The following is a 16147-nucleotide window of genomic DNA, read 5'->3' as shown; positions in this document are numbered from 1 at the left end:
GGTGGGCTTGTGCTCGGCTTCGGCCAGAAAGGCGCTACTCGGCGGCACCAAAGGTCGGATGACCATCCGCCAACATCGACCGATATCAAATGTCGCGTTTTCGTCGTTTTGGCGCGTCTCCGCGCTGACGGCGACATAATCAGCTCCGGACCCGACCCTCGGCACAGAGTACGGACACGCCTGTTATGGCAGACATCGGCAGCATGGTCTCGCGCCTCAGCTTCATCGCTCTCGCTGTGTTCCCAGTCGCCGCTGGGGTGACCTGGCCGGAACTGGTCGCGGAGCGGCCGGTCGCGGCGGGGCTGCTCGCCTTGGGGTACGAGGTGGCCGTGGTCGGGCTCGCCTTCGGTGGAGATATCGCCAAGAAGCTGAAGGAACTGTGGAGCGAGCGGGTGGCGGCCGGTATCGACCGAACGGCGCGGCGCACGGTGTTCGGGAACGGGTTCGCCAAGCGGCACCGCCGCCACATGCTGCACAGTTCCCGCTACATCGACCAGAAGGGCTTGAAGAACAGACCCGGATTCGACCTGGATCTCGATGACGTCTTCGTCGATGTGGCCCTGGTCCCGCGCGCTCCGCACCAGGTGTCGGCGGATGTGCTGGCCCGGTTCGCCGAGGCCCCGGGCGAGCGGCAGTCGCTGGGTGAGTTGCTGGAACGCTCGGAACCGGCGGTGCTGGCGGTACTGGGCGCGCCCGGAAGCGGCAAGACCACGCTGCTGCGCCACACCGCGCGCCGGGTCTGCCGGACGCGGAAGAGGTGGAAAGGGCGGCGCGGCACGCCGATCCTGCTCTACCTGCGCGACCACGTCGAGCAGATCCTCTCGGACCAGCAGTCCGGACTGCCGGAGATCCTGCGGGAGGTGCTCGAACGGAGACGACTGACCGAGCCGCCCGACTGGTTCCAGCGCCGCCTGGACCGGGGCGGATGCGTGGTCCTGCTGGACGGGCTGGACGAGGTGCCCCGCGCGGAGGAGCGCCGCCGGGTCGTGGCCTGGGTGGAACGTCAGATCGAGCGGTACCCGAAGAACCACTTCGTGGTCACCTCCCGCCCGCACGGCTACCTCAGCACCCCGCTCACCGGCGTCGGCGCCGTGGTGCTGCAGACCCAGCGGCTCACCCCCGAGCAGGTCGATCGATTCGTTCGCCAGTGGTACCTGGCCGTCGAGCGGAGGAACGGCCACGACCAGAGCGATGAGGAGATTCACGAGAACGCTGGAAAGAGCGCCGAGGATCTGCTGGATCGGCTGCGCCACCATCCCGAGCTGCACGAGCTGACCGTCAACCCGCTGCTGCTCACCATGATCACCAACGTGCACCACTACCGGAACGTCCTTCCCGGCAGCCGCGCCGAGCTGTACCGCGAGGTGTGCGAGGTCATGCTCTGGCGGCGTCAGGAGGCCAAGGATCTCCAGGTGCCGCTGACCGGGGAACAGTCCGAGGTGGTGCTGCGCGAGGTCGCCCACACGATGATGCGCCGCCGGGTCCGCGACCTGGATCGATGCGAGATCCTGGCGGAGATTGGCCCCGGTTTGGCTCGGGTCGCCCCGGATCTGGAGCCAGGGGGCTTCCTCGCCGACGTGGTGGTCTCCGGCCTGCTCCTCGAGCGGGAGAACGAGAAGTACGCCTTCGCGCACCAGACCTTCCAGGAGTACCTGGCGGCCTCACACCTGAAAGACCGCGGGCTGCCCGACGACCTGGCCGAACTGGTCGGCGGCGACTGGTGGCGGGAGACCTTCCTGCTGTACGCGGCCCGTGCCGACGCCGACCCGGTCGTGCGGGTCTGTCTCGACGTGGAACACGCCCCCGTCCCTGCCCTCGCCCTTGCCTCCGAGTGTGCCGAGCAGGCCCGGGAACTCGCCCCGGAGCTGCGCGACCGGCTGGACGAGGTGCTTTCCGGGGCGCTCGACGAGGGCCCGGATTCGCAGCGGCGGCGGCTGGCCGTCGGGGTGCTCCTCGTGCGGCACCTGGGCGAGACCGTGGACCTGCCCAGCGGCGGCCGGCTCTGCATCCGTCCCATCACAGCGAAGCTGTACGCCCAATTCCAGGCCATGGCGACGGACGGAGCGCACCGCGGTCCGGACGCCCCGGAAGACGCCGACCACAGCCCCGAAATGCTCCTCGGTGTCCGGGGAACGGATGCGGTCGCCTTCGTGCAGTGGGCCAACGGGATTCTCGACGGCCAGCGCAGCTATCGGCTGCCCACCCGGGCGGAGTTGGCGGACCGTGCCCCGCGGCACCGGCTCCCGAGGCCCGACTGCGCCGTCTGGGCCAGAGCCGATGGTGACCGCCCGGAGCTGTGGACGCCGGGTGGCACCGCATCCGGCGCAGTGCTCAATACCGCGACGCTCCCCCGATATGTCGAAGCCGACCTGCGCGCTTCGGATGCGCCACTCCCGGAGTTGCTGGTCGTCTGGTCGATCGAATGCCTTCGGGACCTCGGCCTCGACCTCGCCCGTGCCCGTAACCGTGACCGCGCCCGCGACCGCGTCCTCGGCCTCGACCGTGCCCATACCCTCGCCCGTGCCCTCGCCCGTGCCCTCGCCCGTGACCGTGCCCTCGACCATGCCCGTGACCGTGCCCGTGACCTTGCCCTCGACCTCGCCCGTGCCCGTGACCTTGCCCTCGACTTTGCCCTCGACCGTGCCCGTGACCGTGCTCGTGCCCTCGCCCGTGCCCTCTCCCATGCCCGTGCTCTTGCCCGTGACCGTGCCCTCGACCTCGACCACACCAGCCTCACGGGCACCGCCCTCTCCGATGCGCTTTCCCGCACCTTGGCCAGCAGCACGGATTCCCAGGGCTTTGTTACGGCCTTCGTTTTGGAATTCCTCCCAGAGGTCGGCATCGGCGAAGCCGCTTACCGCCCCTCCTTCGACACCCTCGCGGAAACAGCTCCGGCGGCGGGTGAGGCCCTGCTCCAGCACCTCGACCCGAGCGAAGAACGCTCCCCGCATGCCTGGGTCAGCGAAGTAGCGCACCGCCTGGAGGAACTCGCCGTTCCGGTCTTCACCCGACGGGAGCGACTGACGCCCGAGACGGCGACGTCCATCCGGCTGGCCGCGCTCTTCCTGGCCGCCGAGGCCGACGCCGCGACCCGGGGCTCCGCCCTCGGTGACGACTTCCGCGAGATCGCGGCCGGGGTGACGCTGCTCCAGCAACGCCTCAACGGCGAGGCACCGGCCGCGGAGATGATCATGCTCGCGCTCGACTAAGGGAACGGTGGGCGGCCGGATCGGTGCCGTTCGCCGTCGAGAGCCAGGGGGAAACTGCCGTCAGAGCCGGTCGGCCTCGGCCAGGAAGGCGTGCCATTCGGCGGTGCCGAAGGTGAGGTGACCGTGTTCGGGGTGCCGGGAGTCGCGTACGTCCACTGTGGAGGGGGAGGCGCTGCGGGCCGCGACGCAGTTGTCCATGCCGCCTTGGGAGTAGCTGGACGTGGTCCACTCACGGGTGAGCATCGAACTCTCTCCTGATCTTCTCGATGAGGGCGCGCGAGGCGTGGGGGGCGAGCGCGACCCCGCGCAGGTTCCCGAATATTCCCATATAGGCATCGATGGCCGGTTGGTCGTCTCGTGGGTCGCTGGAGAGTCGGGATTCGGTGTAGGCGAGGTGTCCCTTCTCTGGGATAACGAACAGCGCGAATGAGCCGTCCATGCCGTAGTGCTCCGGTGTGTCCATGGGTACCACCTGGACCGTCACCCGGGGCGGGCGGGCCAGCTTCAGTAGCTTGTCGAGTTGGGCGGCCATGACTTCGGTACCGCCGATCGGGCGACGCAGCACGTGCTCCTCGATCACCGCCATGACCACCGGCCCCTTCTCGGCCGTGAAGATCTCCTGGCGCCGGATCCGGGCCTCCACCTGTTCGGCGACCACGGCCGGGGCGGTGCCCGGGTTGCCGAGCTGGATCAGCTCATGGGCGTACTCGGGGGTCTGGAACAGGCCCGGGATCACCGAGGACTGGTAGAGCCGGATCTCGGTCGCCTCCTGCTCCAACGTCACCACGTCGCGGAACCATTCGGCATAGCCGTCCTCGCGGTGCAGATCCTGCCACCTTTTCACCAGTGTCCCACCGGCGTTAAGGACGCTGTCCAATCGGGGGATTTGTTCTGTCCCGAGCCCTTTCTTTCCGACCTCGACATCGGACAAATGCGATTGCGAGATGTGCAGCGCCTTTGCGACCTGCTGCTGTGTCATCCCTGCTCGCTGGCGGCTCCGCCGGACCTCGAACCCGAACCGGAGCCGCGCTGACTTGCGCGATATAGCCATTTTACCGCCTTCTACCGCACCTATATTGCCTCTAACCACAACCCTCCGTACGTTTCCGCTGGAAGGGTGTAGCTCTAGAAAGAAGGTACGAGGTTCGGCATTGTCGGGGCATGGCTTCCGGTGGATTGTGGAAAACGCGGAAAGTTCGGCCGCCGGAGCCGGGAACAGCAAAGAGCCCGGCGACAGTGGCGACTGTCCCGGGCCATGGCCACCAAGAACCTGAGGAAGCTGGTGACGATGTCCGAGCCTACCGTTCCCGCCCCGGCGCCGGAGAGCGCCGCGGACCCGACCCAGGCCATGACCCTTCTCCCGCCCGCGCCGGAGCTGCCGGACGAACTGCATTCGCTGCACGAGGAGTACGGCCTCTGGTGGAAGATCGGCTATGAGCCGCTGTGCCGTATGGCGCCCTACACCGCACGCCCCCGCTTTGGCAACGGGCGCACCATCCGCACCGACACCCTCCGCCTGCTGGGCCGTGTCCTCGCCGCCGCCACTCCGGACGAGGGATAATGCGTCCTTCGTGCCGTTATGACCACGCGGCGGGTCCGGTCGTGGCCATAACGGCACGGTCGTCCAGGAAAAACGGGCAGAGAGACCGGTACGGCACCGCACCCCGGCCTTCCGCCGCGCTCGGCGTTCCGGGCGCCCCTTCTCCGGCGCCCGGTCGGGCGATGCGCTGATCCGGCACAGGAACTCCTCCTCGTGCTCAGCGGCGAGTACCCAGGCGAAGGCGAGCCCGCCCGGCGGGAACGTCCAGCCGTCCGTGTCGACCTGGACGATTCCCGGCCGGGGGTGGCCTCGCCGGTGCGGACGGTCGGGGACGTTCCGCAGAGGAGGAAGGTGAACACGTTGACGTGGACGATGCTCGACCGGGAGTAGTCCAGTTCGTACTCGGCCCGCCGGGTGGGGACCCGGGTGTTCATCACGTAGCTGTGCCCGCGCTTGTCGAACTTCATCGAGTAGCGGTACTCCACGCTGACCCGGGTTCCGATGAGCTCTCCGAGGCGGGCCGACTCCGCCGTGTAGACGAGCCGGTCCTGTTCGCTCCGGCTGTTCACGTCGAGGTCGATGCCCGCCACCCGCATGTAGCGCAGCCGGAACAACCCCTCGTCCAGGTCGGGGTAGAAGCGGCGGGACCGGGCGAGGAGCCAGCAGCCGTCGAACGCCCGATCCTCGGTCATCTCCGCGTGGGTCGTCCGGGACATCGAGGCGCCGAACCGGAACACCGACTTGCGCAGCACTGTTTCGTAGCGGATCTCCACGGTGAAGTCGAAGAACGGGTCGATCCCGCCATCCTCCAGCAGGTCGGCGGAGTCGGTGACGTAGGTCCGGGCGCGGTAGTTCTCCCAGTGGTCCTCGCCGGAGAGGACCCGGCCCATGATTCCGCCGCGCAGCCCTTCGGCGAGATTCTCGTTGCCGCTGGCCGAGATCAGCGATGCGCGCAGCACCCGGTCGGTGGTGTCCGTGGCGAGCAGGCTGTCGAGCAACCGGTCGTCGCCAAGGATCACCGAGGCCGCTGCGCGGGCCAGGGCCGGGCGCTGCTGCTCGCCGATCTCCAGCAGGGTGCGGCGCAACTGTTCGGAGGCGTCGGCGCGGACGAACCACTCCCAGACCACGCCGATGATGCCGGTGGACAGGGTGGCGGCGCCCAGCTCTCCGAACGGAACGGTGCGGCTCCACGCCCAGGCGCGTTCAGCACCGACGTAGTCGACCAGGAAAAGGAGGAGGCTCGCCAGGAGCAGGCCGACGATGACCAGCTTGACCCGCAGCGCGACGATGCGCTGCAGGTAGCGCCGCGCCACCGAGTCGGAGCCGCCGTTCCCTACTGGAGCCGGGGGACTCGCTACGCAGTCTCGGTGGCGTGCCAGGTTTCCTGCCGTCGAATCCGGTATCAGCGTCCACCCACGGCGCGGCGCACTTCAGCAGGGCCGGACGCGACCGTACGGCAGTGTGGAGAAGAAACGAGGCTTCCAAGGAGTCCGTGCCACGCTTCGAGATGACCGCGACCGTGCCCAGAAGGGCAGCGGCGGGTCCGCCGGATCGGCGGCGGTGGGAACCGGCCGTCAGGCAGGGAGCTGGTCGCGCCCGGTGGTCTCGTTCCCGCTGTCCTCGACTGCTCCCCGCGGACGGGGGATGATGGGCTGCCGCGGGAAGTGCAGATCGACCAGGAGGCGCACCGAGTGGGAGAGTGCGCCCGTCCCCTCGTCGTTGCGCAGGGAACGGTAGCCCTTGCTGCGGTCGTCGAGCCTGATGCGGATCGACACCGCGACCAGGAACCCCAAGGCGGTCAGCAGAAGCGCCAGTCCGGTAAAGATGACCACGATCGCCATGGTCGGCACCCCTCACTCAGAAATCAGTTTCGCCTGTGAGGCGAGCCCGAGGGGACATGGGATGGACATGTCACCATCGAACGTTCTTCAGTTGTTTTGCCTCTCGATTATTGAGACGCCGTTACTGGGGATTGCGTTCCCCATGAGCCCGGCTTGTTCGGATGACCGTGGCCGTGACCAGCGTGGCGGCAGCGGAACTCAGCCGGCGGCCCGGCGCCGCCGGCCGAGGAAGTCGGAGATGACGTGCCCTCCGGGTCGCGCGGCGTCCGGGCGGATCACGCGCCCTCCGTTGCGCTCGGCCACCTGGTTCACGAACGCCTCCAGGCGGGGGTCGTCGGCGAGCATGAAGATGCTGAGCGCCGCGCCCCGCTGGGTCATCCGGTCGACTTCGGCCAGTGTCGCCTCCGTCGTCCGGGGCGAAGGCGGCCAGGCGAACCCGGCCGTCCCGTCGCGTTCCAGGTGGGCCGTTGGCTCGCCGTCGGTGACGACCAGCACGATCGGCGCGAAGTCGGGGTGGCGGTCCAGATGCCGCCTGGCGAGTAGCAGCGCGTGCTGCAGGTTGGTGCCCTGGACCGGTTCCGGCTGCAGCCCGGTGAGCGCTTCCGGGGCCAGCTCGCGCGCGTAGTCGTTGAACCCGACGATCTGCACCGCGTCGCGCGGGAAGCGCGTGGTGATCAGGGAGTGCAGCGCCATGGCGGTCTGCTTGGCGCCGCCCCACAGGTCGCGCAGCACCATCGAGTAGGAGAGGTCCACCAGCAGGCAGACGGCGGCGGCGTCGTGGCGCTCGGTCTCGGCGGCCTCGAAGTCGTCCGGCCGGATCCGGATCCGGCCGTCGGCGCCGCGGGAACCGCGTGCCACGGCGTTGCTCAGGGTGCGGACCGCGTCGATGGGGCGCTCGTCGCCGAACTCCCAGGTGCCGGTGGCTCCGGTCGGCTCTCCCGAGGTGCCCGCGCCGTGCGTGGGGCGCCCGCCGGGGCGCTCCGGGGCCGCGAGATCGGCGCACACCTCGCGCAGCGCGGTCTCGCCCAGCCGGCGTACCGCCTTCGGCGTCAGCTGCAGCCGGTTCCGGGCTCCCCGCAGGTACCCCTGCTCGCGGAGCTCGCGTTCGATCGCCCGCAACCGCGCCAGGTCGTCGACCGCCGGCCGCCCCAGCGCGCGGCGCACCGCATCCTCATCGATGTCGTCCAGGCCGGCCCCCGCATAGCCCTGGTCCAGTGAGGTCTCCAGCTCGGCCAGGTCGGCGAGTTCCTGCAGCGCGGTGGTCGCGTCGCCCATGCCCAGTGCTTCGGTGCCGGCCATCGGTTCCGCCTCGCCGCCCGACCAGTCCAGATCGGGGCGCCGCGCCCGCAGCGCGTCCGACAGCCGGTCCAGCGCCTGGGACATCCCCGCCTGCGCGGTGGCCTGCTCGATGAGGCCGTGGAGCTCTTCGCGCTGCTCCGGGGTGAGCGAGTTCAGCAGCCGCTGCCCGGCGGCGGCCCGGCGGGCCAGCGAGTCGACGAGTTCGTCGAGGTCGCGCGGGGAGTCCGGGAAGAAGTCGCCGTACTCGGCCATGAAGCGGTCGAAGTCCTGCTGGGTGTGCGCGCCCCGCGCATCGGCGTCGAGCATGTCGTTGAGCGCGTCGAGCATGGCGCGGACCCGCTGGTAGTCCTCAGGGGAGCCGTCGCGCAGCGCCTGCTTCATCCCCTGGAAGCGGGAGTCGAGGACCTCCCGGCGCAGCAGGTCGCGCAGCTCCTCGAACGTGTCCCGGGCCGCGGCGGAGCGCCACTGGTAGTCGGCCAGCCGGCGCACCGCCGCGGAGGTGTCGGAGGGCAGCGAGTCGAGCTCGGTCTCGCGCAGCCGGGCGTCGTCGGAAGGGTCCGCGAAGAGTTCGGCGCGTTCCTGGCCGATCGCCCGGTCCAGCAGACTCCGGACCCGGTCCAGGGTGCCGTCGAGCCGTCCCCGGTCGCGGATCGCCTCCCGGCGCTGCTGGACCCGGCGCAGCAGGTCGTCCAGACCGGTGGTGTCCTGCGTACCGCGGCGCAGCAGGTCGCGCAGGGCCCGGCCCGGGCGAGCCCCGTCCATGATGTCGCGCCCCAGCTCGTCGACGGCGCCCTTGACGTCGTAGGGCGGTGCGAGCGGGTCGGGGCCGCCGTGGTACGGGCCGTACCGGAAGCGCTCCATCGGTGTCCTCCCTCCGACCGCGCTGCGGCGTCCGCTGTCAGGTCCGGTAGATCGCCCGGTCCTCGACGGTGTCCTTGGAGAGGCGGCGGTTCAGGTACAGCCCTTCCAGAGCGAACTCCACCGCGGCGGCCGCGTACGCGGGTGTCTCGGCGTCGGCCTCCCCATCGGGGGCCAGGCGCGCCACCAGGTCGGACAGGCCGGGGAGCGGACCTATACGGCGGAGCAGCTCCCCGCCGCCGACCAGCTCCCCCGACTCCACCGTCGCGCCGTCGGCGAACCGGTCGCTGAGCGCCGCCAGGTCGGCATCGCCGAGGGTGCTCCGGAACGTTTCGGCCGTGGCGCGGCGCAGCAGGTGGGACAGGATCTCGACCTCGCGCCCCTCCTCGCCGATCTCGAACTCCACCTTGCCCTGCAGTGTCTCGGTGATCGACGGCAGGTCGCACACCCGCGCCACCGGGTGCTCCTCGCCGGTGAGCGCGGCCCGGCGTGCGGCGGAGGCCGCGATGGTCTCGATGCCCGCGATCGCGAACCGCGCCGAGACCCCGGAGCGATCGTCCACCGAGGAGGAGCCCCGCACCAGCCGGGTGAACCGCGCGACGGTCTCCACCAGGTGGTCGGGGACGACGGGGGTGCCGTCCAGCGTCGCCTCCTGCCGGATCAGCGCGACCTCCTCGGCCAGGTCCGGTGGGTAGTGGGTGCGGATCTCCGCGCCGAACCGGTCCTTGAGGGGGGTGATGATGCGGCCGCGGTTCGTGTAGTCCTCCGGGTTGGCGCTGGCCACCAGCAGGATGTCGAGCGGGAGGCGCAGCGCGTAGCCGCGGATCTGGATGTCGCGCTCCTCCAGCACGTTGAACAGTGCGACCTGGATGCGGGCGGCCAGATCGGGCAGCTCGTTGAGGCAGAAGACCCCCCGGTTGGTCCGGGGGAGCAGCCCGTAATGCACCGACTCCGGGTCGCCGAGGCTGCGCCCCTCCGCCAGCCGGACCGGGTCGACGTCGCCGATGAGGTCACCGACGGCGGTGTCGGGGGTGGAGAGCTTCTCCCCGTAGCGGTCCTCGCGATGCCGCCAGGAGACGGGCAGGTCATCGCCTGCCTCGCGGGCGGCGCGGCGGCAGCGGGAGCATACCGGCGCATAAGGGTGGTCGTTGATCGGGCAGCCCTCGACCACCGGGGTCCACTCGTCCAGGAGCGACGCGACGGTGCGGATCAACCGGGTCTTGCCCTGGCCGCGCTCTCCGAGAAGGATGACATCGTGCCCGGCCAGGAGGGCGCGCTCCAAGCGGGGCAGCACGGTGCGGTCGAATCCCACGACGCCGGGGAACCGCTCCTCACCGGCCCGCATCCGGGCCAGCAGGTTTTCGCGCACCTCGGTCCGGACCGGGCGGTGCACGTGCCCCGAGCCCCGGAGGGCTCCCACGGTCGGGGGAAGTCCGGCGGGGGCGGTGTTGGCGCTGGGACTGGCGTTGGCTGGCGTGACAGCGGACACAGACCCGAGTCTATGCGCGCATCCGGGAGGTGAAATACACCGGGCTCGGGGAAGGTTTCACCTGCCGGGATTGGGAGTATGGTCCCGGTGAGATCATTCCGACCCGCTGATGTGAGGGGGCTACGAGTGGCCAGGTTCGGCGATGCGCTGGCGACGGGCGCTGACCTCGTGAGTGCTGCCGAACGGGCGGTGCTGCGCGCGATGGAGCCGCTTGACGGGCCGGCCGACCTCGTGTGCTTCTTCGTCTGCGGCGCCGACCCCGAAGAGGTGACGCTCGCCGGTGAGCGCGTCATGGCGCTCTCCGACGGCGCCGTGGCCATCGGGTGCAGCTCGACCGGTGTCATCGGTGGTGCCCGTGGCGTCGAGCAGCAGGGTGGAGTGAGCGTGTGGGCGGCCCGGCTGCCCGACGTCACCGTCACCCCTTTCCGGCTCGACGTCATTCCCGAGGGCGACCATCTCGCCGTTGTGGGGATGCACGAGCCCGACCCGACCGACCGGGCGGCGCTGCTGCTGGTGAATCCCTACGAGTTCCCGGCGCAGTCGTTCGTGGAGCGCTCGACCGCGGCACTGGGCGGCCTCCCGGTCGTCGGCGGCCTCGCCGACGGGATGCAGGGGCAGGAGTCGGTGCGGCTCTTCCTCGAAGGGGGCGTCACCGACAGTGGGGCCATTGGGCTGCTGCTGGGCGGCGACAGCGTCCTGGGGACCGTGGTCAGCCAGGGCTGCCGGCCGGTCGGCCCGGCCATGGCCATCACCAAGGCCGAAGGCAACATGATCCTGGAGCTCGCCGGTTCCCCCGCCTACGAAAAACTGGAAAGCCTCGTCAACGCGCTTCCCGCGGAGGAACAGGAGCTCGCGGGGCAGGGGCTGCACATCGGTGTCGCCATGGACGAGTACGCGGACCGGCATGAGCGCGGCGACTTCCTCGTGCGCTCCGTTGTGGGAGCCGACCCGGACCTGGGGGCGCTGACCATCAGCGACATGGTCGAGGTCGGCCAGACCGTCCGGTTCCAGGTCCGCGATCACGAGACCGCGGACTCCGACCTGCTGGAACGGCTGCGGATGTTCGACGAGGACACCTCGGGCCGCACCGCGGCGGCCCTGGTGTTCTCCTGCAACGGGCGCGGCGCGTCGATGTTCTCCACCGCCGACCACGATGTCCGCGCCGTCCGGCAGTCCCTCGGGATCAACGCCGTGTCGGGCTTCTTCGCGGCGGGCGAGATCGGCCCGGTGGGCGGACGGAACCACCTGCACAGCTTCACCGCCTGCCTCCTCGCCTTCGAGGAGTGAGACGGCCCGCTAGTCTCGGACGACGATGCCGTTGACGGTCTTGTCGTGCAGGGTCTGGTTCTGGTCGTCCCACAGCGGCCACAGCAGGTCGATGAAGAAACCGACGCAGGTGACGTAGGTGAGCAGGAAGTAGACCAGCTCACGGCCGAACGAGGCGCCCTTGCCCACGGGGGCTTCCGTGCTCGCCTTGATCAGCCGGACGCCGAGGACCCATTTGCCGAAGGTCCTGCCGGAGTCGGCGTGCGGCAGCCACCGTTGACGCGCTTTCCGGTCTGAAGGCCGGGGATTCAGCCCGTGCCGTGCGTGCGGTACCTCTGTGGCTTCCTGTTTCAGCGGGTCATGCCCTCCGCTAGGCGGCGGGTCTTACGGTCCCTCCGCAGGCGTTTAGCCTCTCGACCCGTCCGGCCGCGAGGATGTTGACCGCCGCGTTGACGTCCCGGTCGTGGAGCGCCCCGCACGGGCACTCCCACTTCCGGACGTTCAGCGGCATGGGTTGGGCGACCGCCCCGCAGGCCGAACAGAGCTTCGACGAGGGGAACCAGCGGTCGAGCTTGCCGAGGGTCCGACCGTGACGGGCGGCCTTGTAGGCGAGCATCGCCGTGAACTGCGCCCATCCCGCGTCGTGCACGGACTTCGCCAGCCGGGTGCGGGCCAGGCCCTTCACGCACAGGTCCTCCACGTACACCGCTTGGTTCTCGCGGATGATCTGCGCGGAGAGCTTGTGCACGAAGTCCCGGCGCGCATCGGCCACCTTGGCGTGCGCGCATGCGACCTTGGCGACGGCCTTCTTGCGGTTGTTCGCCCCCTTCGCCTTGCGGGCCAGTGCCTGCTGCGCCTTGCGTAGGCGTCGTTCGGCGCGGCGCAGGAACCGGGGATTGTCGATCTTGGTGCCGTCCGACAGCACCGCGAAATGGGTGAGCCCCAGGTCGATGCCGACCTCGGCCGCCGACTCGGGAAGCGGCTCCTTGGCCGTTTCGACCACGAAGCTCGCGAAGTACCGACCCGAGGCGTCCTTGATCACCGTCACCGAGGACGGCTCCGAGGGCAGGTCCCGCGACCACTTCACCTTGATGTCGCCGATCTTCGGCAGGCGCAGCTTCCCGCCTGTCGTGATCGACCAGCGGGCGTTCGCGGTGAACCGGACCGACTGGCGCGTGTCCCGCTTCGACTTGAAGCGCGGCGCACCCATGCGTGGGCGTTTTGCCTTGAGGCCGTCGAAGAAGTTCTTGTACGCCGCGTCGAGGTCCCGAAGGGACTGCTGGAGGACGACCGCCGACACCTCGCCGAGCCACACCCGCTCCGGGGTCTTCTTGGCCTCGGTGATCAGCGCCGTGGACAACTCGCCGGTCTTTGGGAACGGCAGCCCCTCGCTGCGGGCGGTCTCCCGCGCCCGAAGCGCGTCGTTGTAGACCACTCGCGCACACCCGAACGCTTTGGCAAGCGCGGTACGCTGACCGGCTTGCGGGTACAGGCGGAAGCCATACCGAAGCTGCATGGTCCCATTCTAGGTCCACAATGAGACCAGCGCCAGAATGGGACCATGACCAAGCATGTGAACCTCCGGCTGCCTGACGACCTGCACGAACTGGCCGTCGCTGCTGCTGCCACTGATGACCGCTCCCTGAACTCATGGCTGATCTCCGTGGTACGACGCGCTGTCGAGGCGGGTGGGACGCCGAATCGCCCTGACGGCGATTCGGCTACCTCTGCCCCGCTACGCGGGAAACCGGCTTCACCGCCGGCCTAAAGGCCAAAGCACTCGCCGGAATACAGGTAGCCGCCGGCCCTTCTGCCCCAACTCGCGAGTTCCACGCCGCCGTACACGGTGGGATGGATCGGAGCGTAGGGCTGCTGGTAACCGCCGTACGGCATCGGCGGCCGGCCGTATCCGCCCTGCCCGCTGTACGGGCCGGGGACGGGGCCCTGGTGGCCGGGCTGCTGGGGGTAGGGCTGGCCAGGAGAGTACACGGGGGCATCATCCTCGGGGGAAGCGTGAATTCGAACGGATCTGCCCGGTAATTGTGCCGTATGGCCCGGGTCCGGAATCCACCGGATTTCCCCGAGCGCCTTCCCGCGCCGGTCGGCCGCATCGCCCCAACGCGGAAGGGGTGGCTCACGGCCACCCCTTCCGCGAATGTCGAGTAGGGGTCACTCCCCGCCGTATGGAACGGTGTCGATGATCTCGACGGATAGGCTCTTCCCGTTCGGCAGGGTGTAGCTGGTCGTTTCGCCGATCTTCTTCCCGTTGATCGCACTGCCCAGAGGTGACTTCGGAGAGTAGACGTCTATCGGCGCGCCGCTCTCCTCGCGGGAGGCGAGCAGGAATGTGATCTCTTCGTCGTCGCCCTCGAACTTGATGGTCACGGTCATACCGGGGCCGACGGTGCCCGCAGTGCGCGGGGCATCGCCCACACGCGCGTTCTGAAGGATGTTCTGGATCTGGGAGATGCGGGCCTCGATCTTGCCCTGCTCCTCCTTGGCGGCGTGGTACCCGCCGTTCTCCTTCAGGTCCCCCTCTTCGCGGGCGGCTTCGATCTTGTCGGCGATCTCGATGCGACCAGGCCCCGAGAGGTGCTCCAGCTCTGCCTGGAGCCGGTCATACGCCTCCTGGGTGAGCCAGGTGACGTTGTCATCGCGGGTCTCGGTCACGGGAACTCCCTTGGTCTATCGAGCGACTGCGAACCATGCACCCGGCCGCAGCTGAACTTACGAGATTATCACCGAGCCGTCAGGGCGGTATGGCCGTGAAACCCGGCTCTCTCCAGGACAGATACCCGGGGATTCGTACGGGAAGAGAACCAGGAGATCATCGGCGGCCATTCCCTCTGGCATTCGGTTCGGGGAGCGAGGGCTGTCCAGCGGTTCCAGCTCGGCGTAATTACTTTGCAGAACCTTGTTCCCTGCAAGAGGCCACTTCTACCGTCGAAGCCTCACGAACCGTGTCCACCGATGTGGTGATGTTCCTGTTACCGGGCTCGATCTCGACATCGGTCTGCCCGACCTCGACGTGCCGCTCGTCCTTCGCGAGGATCACGCAGTGCGTCGGCCGGCTGCCGCTGACCTCGAAGGTTATCGACGCCTCGTTCTCAGAGAGGACCCGCCATGCGACCGTCTGGAAGGACACGCCCCCGGAGCCGTTGTAGCTCATCAGCGCGTACCCCCAGCCGACGGTGAAGACCGCGGCCACCGCGAGGCCGATGATGAAGAAGATAGGTGTGTTCCCGTGGCGGCGCTTCACGGCCCCGGCCGGTTCGGCGGCCTCGGGTGCGCGGTCGTGCGGTGTGGCGGGCATACGGGAATCTCCGAACATCAAGGCTACGTTGTCTAAGATAGCTCTGTCCTGAGTGGCCCCCGCTCCGCCCCTACGCATGACCCTGGCCCAGGGAAGTGCGGAGGCCCGCGTTAGAGCTGGTCGGTACTGGCTTTCCACGACTACCAAGGGGACTTGTCCGTTGTCTGAGCGCTTGCGGCTGATGGCCGTCCATGCCCATCCCGATGATGAGTCCAGTAAGGGCGCGGCCACTATGGCGCGCTATGTCAACGAGGGCGCCGAGGTGCTCGTCGTCACGCTGACCGGCGGGGAGCGTGGCTCCATCCTGAATCCCGCCATGGACCGGCCCGAAATCCGGGAGAACATCGGGGAGGTCCGCCGCAAGGAGATGGCGGAAGCCCGGCAGATCCTCGGTGTGCACCAGGAGTTCAGCGGGTTCGTCGACTCCGGGCTGCCCGAGGGCGACCCGCTGCCTCCGCTTCCCGAGGGGTGCTTCGCGGTCCAGCCCATCGAGGTCGCGTCCGAACCGCTGGTCCGCTCCATGCGCTCCTTCCGTCCGCACGTCGTGCTCACCTACGACGAGCAGGGCGGCTATCCGCACCCCGACCACATCATGACGCACAAGGTCTCCGTCGAGGCGTTCGACGCCGCCGGCGACCCGGAGCGCTACCCCGGCACCGGCGAGCCCTGGCAGCCGCTCAAGCTCTACTACCACGTCTCGTTCCCGCGTGCCCGCTTCGAGGCCATCGCCGAGGCCATGGAGACGAGGGGACTGGAGAACCCCTTCGCCGAGTGGCTTGAGAGGATGCGGGAGCGGAAGTGGCCGCAATGGGAGATCACGACGCAGGTCAAGTGTGACGGGTACTTCGAGACACGGGACCGCGCGCTGATCGCGCACGCCACCCAGATCGACCCCAACGGGGTCTGGTTCGCCGCGCCGCTGGACGTGCAGAGCGAGGCCTGGCCCTACGAGGACTACCACCTCGCCCGTTCCCTGGTCGATACCGATGTTCCCGAAAGCGACCTGTTCGCGGGGGTCCGCGAGACAGTGAGAACATGAGAGGTATGAACGCCGCGCTGATCCTCGCCGACACCCAGATCAACACCGACACCGTCACTCCGGGCGTGCTCGGTTTCATCGTCGTCGCGGCGATCGGGCTCGTCCTCTACTTCCTGATGAAGAGCATGCTCGGCAAGCTGAGAGAGGTGAAGGGCAGGGAGTTCGGCGAGGAGGCCGGAACCGGCGCGGAAACCGGCGGCCAGGAGTCCGCGGACACCCTGGGGCAGGGCGAGACCACCGAGGGGAAGACGCCGGAGAACAACGGCCCTTCCTGACCTGCTCGGACGCCCCGG

Annotated in this window: 16 protein-coding genes; 5 read left to right on the top strand and 11 right to left on the bottom strand. The window is 69.1% G+C overall.

Annotated elements, in window-relative coordinates; translation table 11 throughout:
- Positions 1 to 185 precede the first annotated feature (185 nt).
- Positions 186 to 3209: an NACHT domain-containing protein gene (locus VS93_RS05560; RefSeq protein WP_046468940.1), complete on the top strand. Its 3024-nt coding sequence runs from the start codon at positions 186 to 188 to the stop codon at positions 3207 to 3209.
- Positions 3210 to 3269: 60 nt separating this feature from the next.
- Here VS93_RS05560 and VS93_RS05555 read toward each other — a convergent pair whose 3' ends face one another.
- The 6 genes from VS93_RS05555 to VS93_RS05530 all read right to left on the bottom strand — a co-directional run bounded on the left by VS93_RS05555 (position 3270) and on the right by VS93_RS05530 (position 10236).
- Positions 3270 to 3452, bottom strand: coding sequence for a DUF397 domain-containing protein (locus tag VS93_RS05555; protein ID WP_046468939.1), 183 nt, complete (start codon positions 3450 to 3452; stop codon positions 3270 to 3272).
- Positions 3439 to 4260: a helix-turn-helix domain-containing protein gene (locus tag VS93_RS27700; RefSeq protein ID WP_162231646.1), complete on the bottom strand. Its 822-nt coding sequence runs from the start codon at positions 4258 to 4260 to the stop codon at positions 3439 to 3441. The genes VS93_RS05555 and VS93_RS27700 overlap by 14 nt, the downstream gene beginning before the upstream one ends.
- 407 nt (positions 4261 to 4667) lie before the next feature.
- Complete coding sequence (locus tag VS93_RS05545) at positions 4668 to 6062, bottom strand: hypothetical protein (RefSeq protein ID WP_046468938.1); 1395 nt, start codon at positions 6060 to 6062, stop codon at positions 4668 to 4670.
- Between the two features lie 261 nt (positions 6063 to 6323).
- Positions 6324 to 6590: a hypothetical protein gene (locus VS93_RS05540; protein WP_201776559.1), complete on the bottom strand. Its 267-nt coding sequence runs from the start codon at positions 6588 to 6590 to the stop codon at positions 6324 to 6326.
- A 198-nt stretch (positions 6591 to 6788) separates the two neighbouring features.
- Entirely contained in the window at positions 6789 to 8750 is a 1962-nt protein-coding gene (locus tag VS93_RS05535) for a vWA domain-containing protein (protein WP_046468937.1), read from the bottom strand.
- A 37-nt stretch (positions 8751 to 8787) separates the two neighbouring features.
- On the bottom strand, positions 8788 to 10236 hold the full coding sequence (locus VS93_RS05530) for a sigma 54-interacting transcriptional regulator (protein WP_046468936.1): 1449 nt from the start codon (positions 10234 to 10236) through the stop codon (positions 8788 to 8790).
- A gap of 126 nt (positions 10237 to 10362) precedes the next feature.
- Between VS93_RS05530 and VS93_RS05525 the strand changes: the two genes are divergently transcribed.
- On the top strand, positions 10363 to 11523 hold the full coding sequence (locus VS93_RS05525) for an FIST signal transduction protein (protein WP_046468935.1): 1161 nt from the start codon (positions 10363 to 10365) through the stop codon (positions 11521 to 11523).
- Between the two features lie 9 nt (positions 11524 to 11532).
- On the opposite strand, the gene VS93_RS31090 is transcribed toward VS93_RS05525, so the two are convergent.
- The gene (locus VS93_RS31090; RefSeq protein ID WP_269082806.1) at positions 11533 to 11772 is read right to left on the bottom strand and encodes an RDD family protein; all 240 of its coding nucleotides are present in this window, start codon (positions 11770 to 11772) and stop codon (positions 11533 to 11535) included.
- 100 nt (positions 11773 to 11872) lie between these two features.
- Positions 11873 to 13018 (bottom strand): RNA-guided endonuclease InsQ/TnpB family protein, encoded by a 1146-nt coding sequence (locus VS93_RS05515; protein ID WP_046468934.1) that lies wholly within the window; start codon positions 13016 to 13018, stop codon positions 11873 to 11875.
- A gap of 45 nt (positions 13019 to 13063) precedes the next feature.
- Between VS93_RS05515 and VS93_RS33270 the strand changes: the two genes are divergently transcribed.
- Positions 13064 to 13270 (top strand): toxin-antitoxin system HicB family antitoxin, encoded by a 207-nt coding sequence (locus VS93_RS33270; RefSeq protein ID WP_173434263.1) that lies wholly within the window; start codon positions 13064 to 13066, stop codon positions 13268 to 13270.
- Here the strand turns inward: VS93_RS33270 and VS93_RS05510 are convergent.
- The 3 genes from VS93_RS05510 to VS93_RS05500 all read right to left on the bottom strand — a co-directional run bounded on the left by VS93_RS05510 (position 13267) and on the right by VS93_RS05500 (position 14815).
- Positions 13267 to 13491 (bottom strand): hypothetical protein, encoded by a 225-nt coding sequence (locus VS93_RS05510; protein WP_046468933.1) that lies wholly within the window; start codon positions 13489 to 13491, stop codon positions 13267 to 13269. The genes VS93_RS33270 and VS93_RS05510 overlap by 4 nt on opposite strands.
- 180 nt (positions 13492 to 13671) lie before the next feature.
- The gene (gene greA / locus VS93_RS05505) at positions 13672 to 14172 is read right to left on the bottom strand and encodes a transcription elongation factor GreA (RefSeq protein ID WP_046468932.1); all 501 of its coding nucleotides are present in this window, start codon (positions 14170 to 14172) and stop codon (positions 13672 to 13674) included.
- 229 nt (positions 14173 to 14401) lie between these two features.
- Positions 14402 to 14815: a DUF4307 domain-containing protein gene (locus VS93_RS05500; RefSeq protein WP_046468931.1), complete on the bottom strand. Its 414-nt coding sequence runs from the start codon at positions 14813 to 14815 to the stop codon at positions 14402 to 14404.
- Positions 14816 to 14975: 160 nt separating this feature from the next.
- Here VS93_RS05500 and mca point away from each other — a divergent pair, with 160 nt between their 5' ends.
- Both mca and VS93_RS05490 read left to right on the top strand, forming a co-directional pair.
- Positions 14976 to 15854 carry a mycothiol conjugate amidase Mca gene (gene mca / locus VS93_RS05495; protein WP_173434262.1) on the top strand — a complete coding sequence of 293 codons (879 nt, stop codon included), beginning with the start codon at positions 14976 to 14978 and terminating at the stop codon, positions 15852 to 15854.
- Positions 15855 to 15859: 5 nt separating this feature from the next.
- Positions 15860 to 16129: a hypothetical protein gene (locus VS93_RS05490; RefSeq protein WP_236700362.1), complete on the top strand. Its 270-nt coding sequence runs from the start codon at positions 15860 to 15862 to the stop codon at positions 16127 to 16129.
- Positions 16130 to 16147 lie beyond the last annotated feature (18 nt).

Origin of the sequence: Allosalinactinospora lopnorensis (genome assembly GCF_000981225.1) — a bacterium.
GTDB classification, from domain to species: domain Bacteria; phylum Actinomycetota; class Actinomycetes; order Streptosporangiales; family Streptosporangiaceae; genus Allosalinactinospora; species Allosalinactinospora lopnorensis.
This window is presented reverse-complemented; position numbering and strand designations above follow the sequence as displayed.

Coding starts and splice junctions, on each gene's coding strand:
- VS93_RS05560 (WP_046468940.1), top strand. CDS start 186: ATGGCAGACATCGGCAGCATGGTCTCGCGCCTCAGCTTCATCGCTCTC.
- VS93_RS05555 (WP_046468939.1), bottom strand. CDS start 3,452: ATGCTCACCCGTGAGTGGACCACGTCCAGCTACTCCCAAGGCGGCATG.
- VS93_RS27700 (WP_162231646.1), bottom strand. CDS start 4,260: ATGGCTATATCGCGCAAGTCAGCGCGGCTCCGGTTCGGGTTCGAGGTC.
- VS93_RS05540 (WP_201776559.1), bottom strand. CDS start 6,590: ATGGCGATCGTGGTCATCTTTACCGGACTGGCGCTTCTGCTGACCGCC.
- VS93_RS05535 (WP_046468937.1), bottom strand. CDS start 8,750: ATGGAGCGCTTCCGGTACGGCCCGTACCACGGCGGCCCCGACCCGCTC.
- VS93_RS05515 (WP_046468934.1), bottom strand. CDS start 13,018: ATGCAGCTTCGGTATGGCTTCCGCCTGTACCCGCAAGCCGGTCAGCGT.
- VS93_RS33270 (WP_173434263.1), top strand. CDS start 13,064: ATGACCAAGCATGTGAACCTCCGGCTGCCTGACGACCTGCACGAACTG.
- VS93_RS05500 (WP_046468931.1), bottom strand. CDS start 14,815: ATGCCCGCCACACCGCACGACCGCGCACCCGAGGCCGCCGAACCGGCC.
- VS93_RS05490 (WP_236700362.1), top strand. CDS start 15,860: ATGAACGCCGCGCTGATCCTCGCCGACACCCAGATCAACACCGACACC.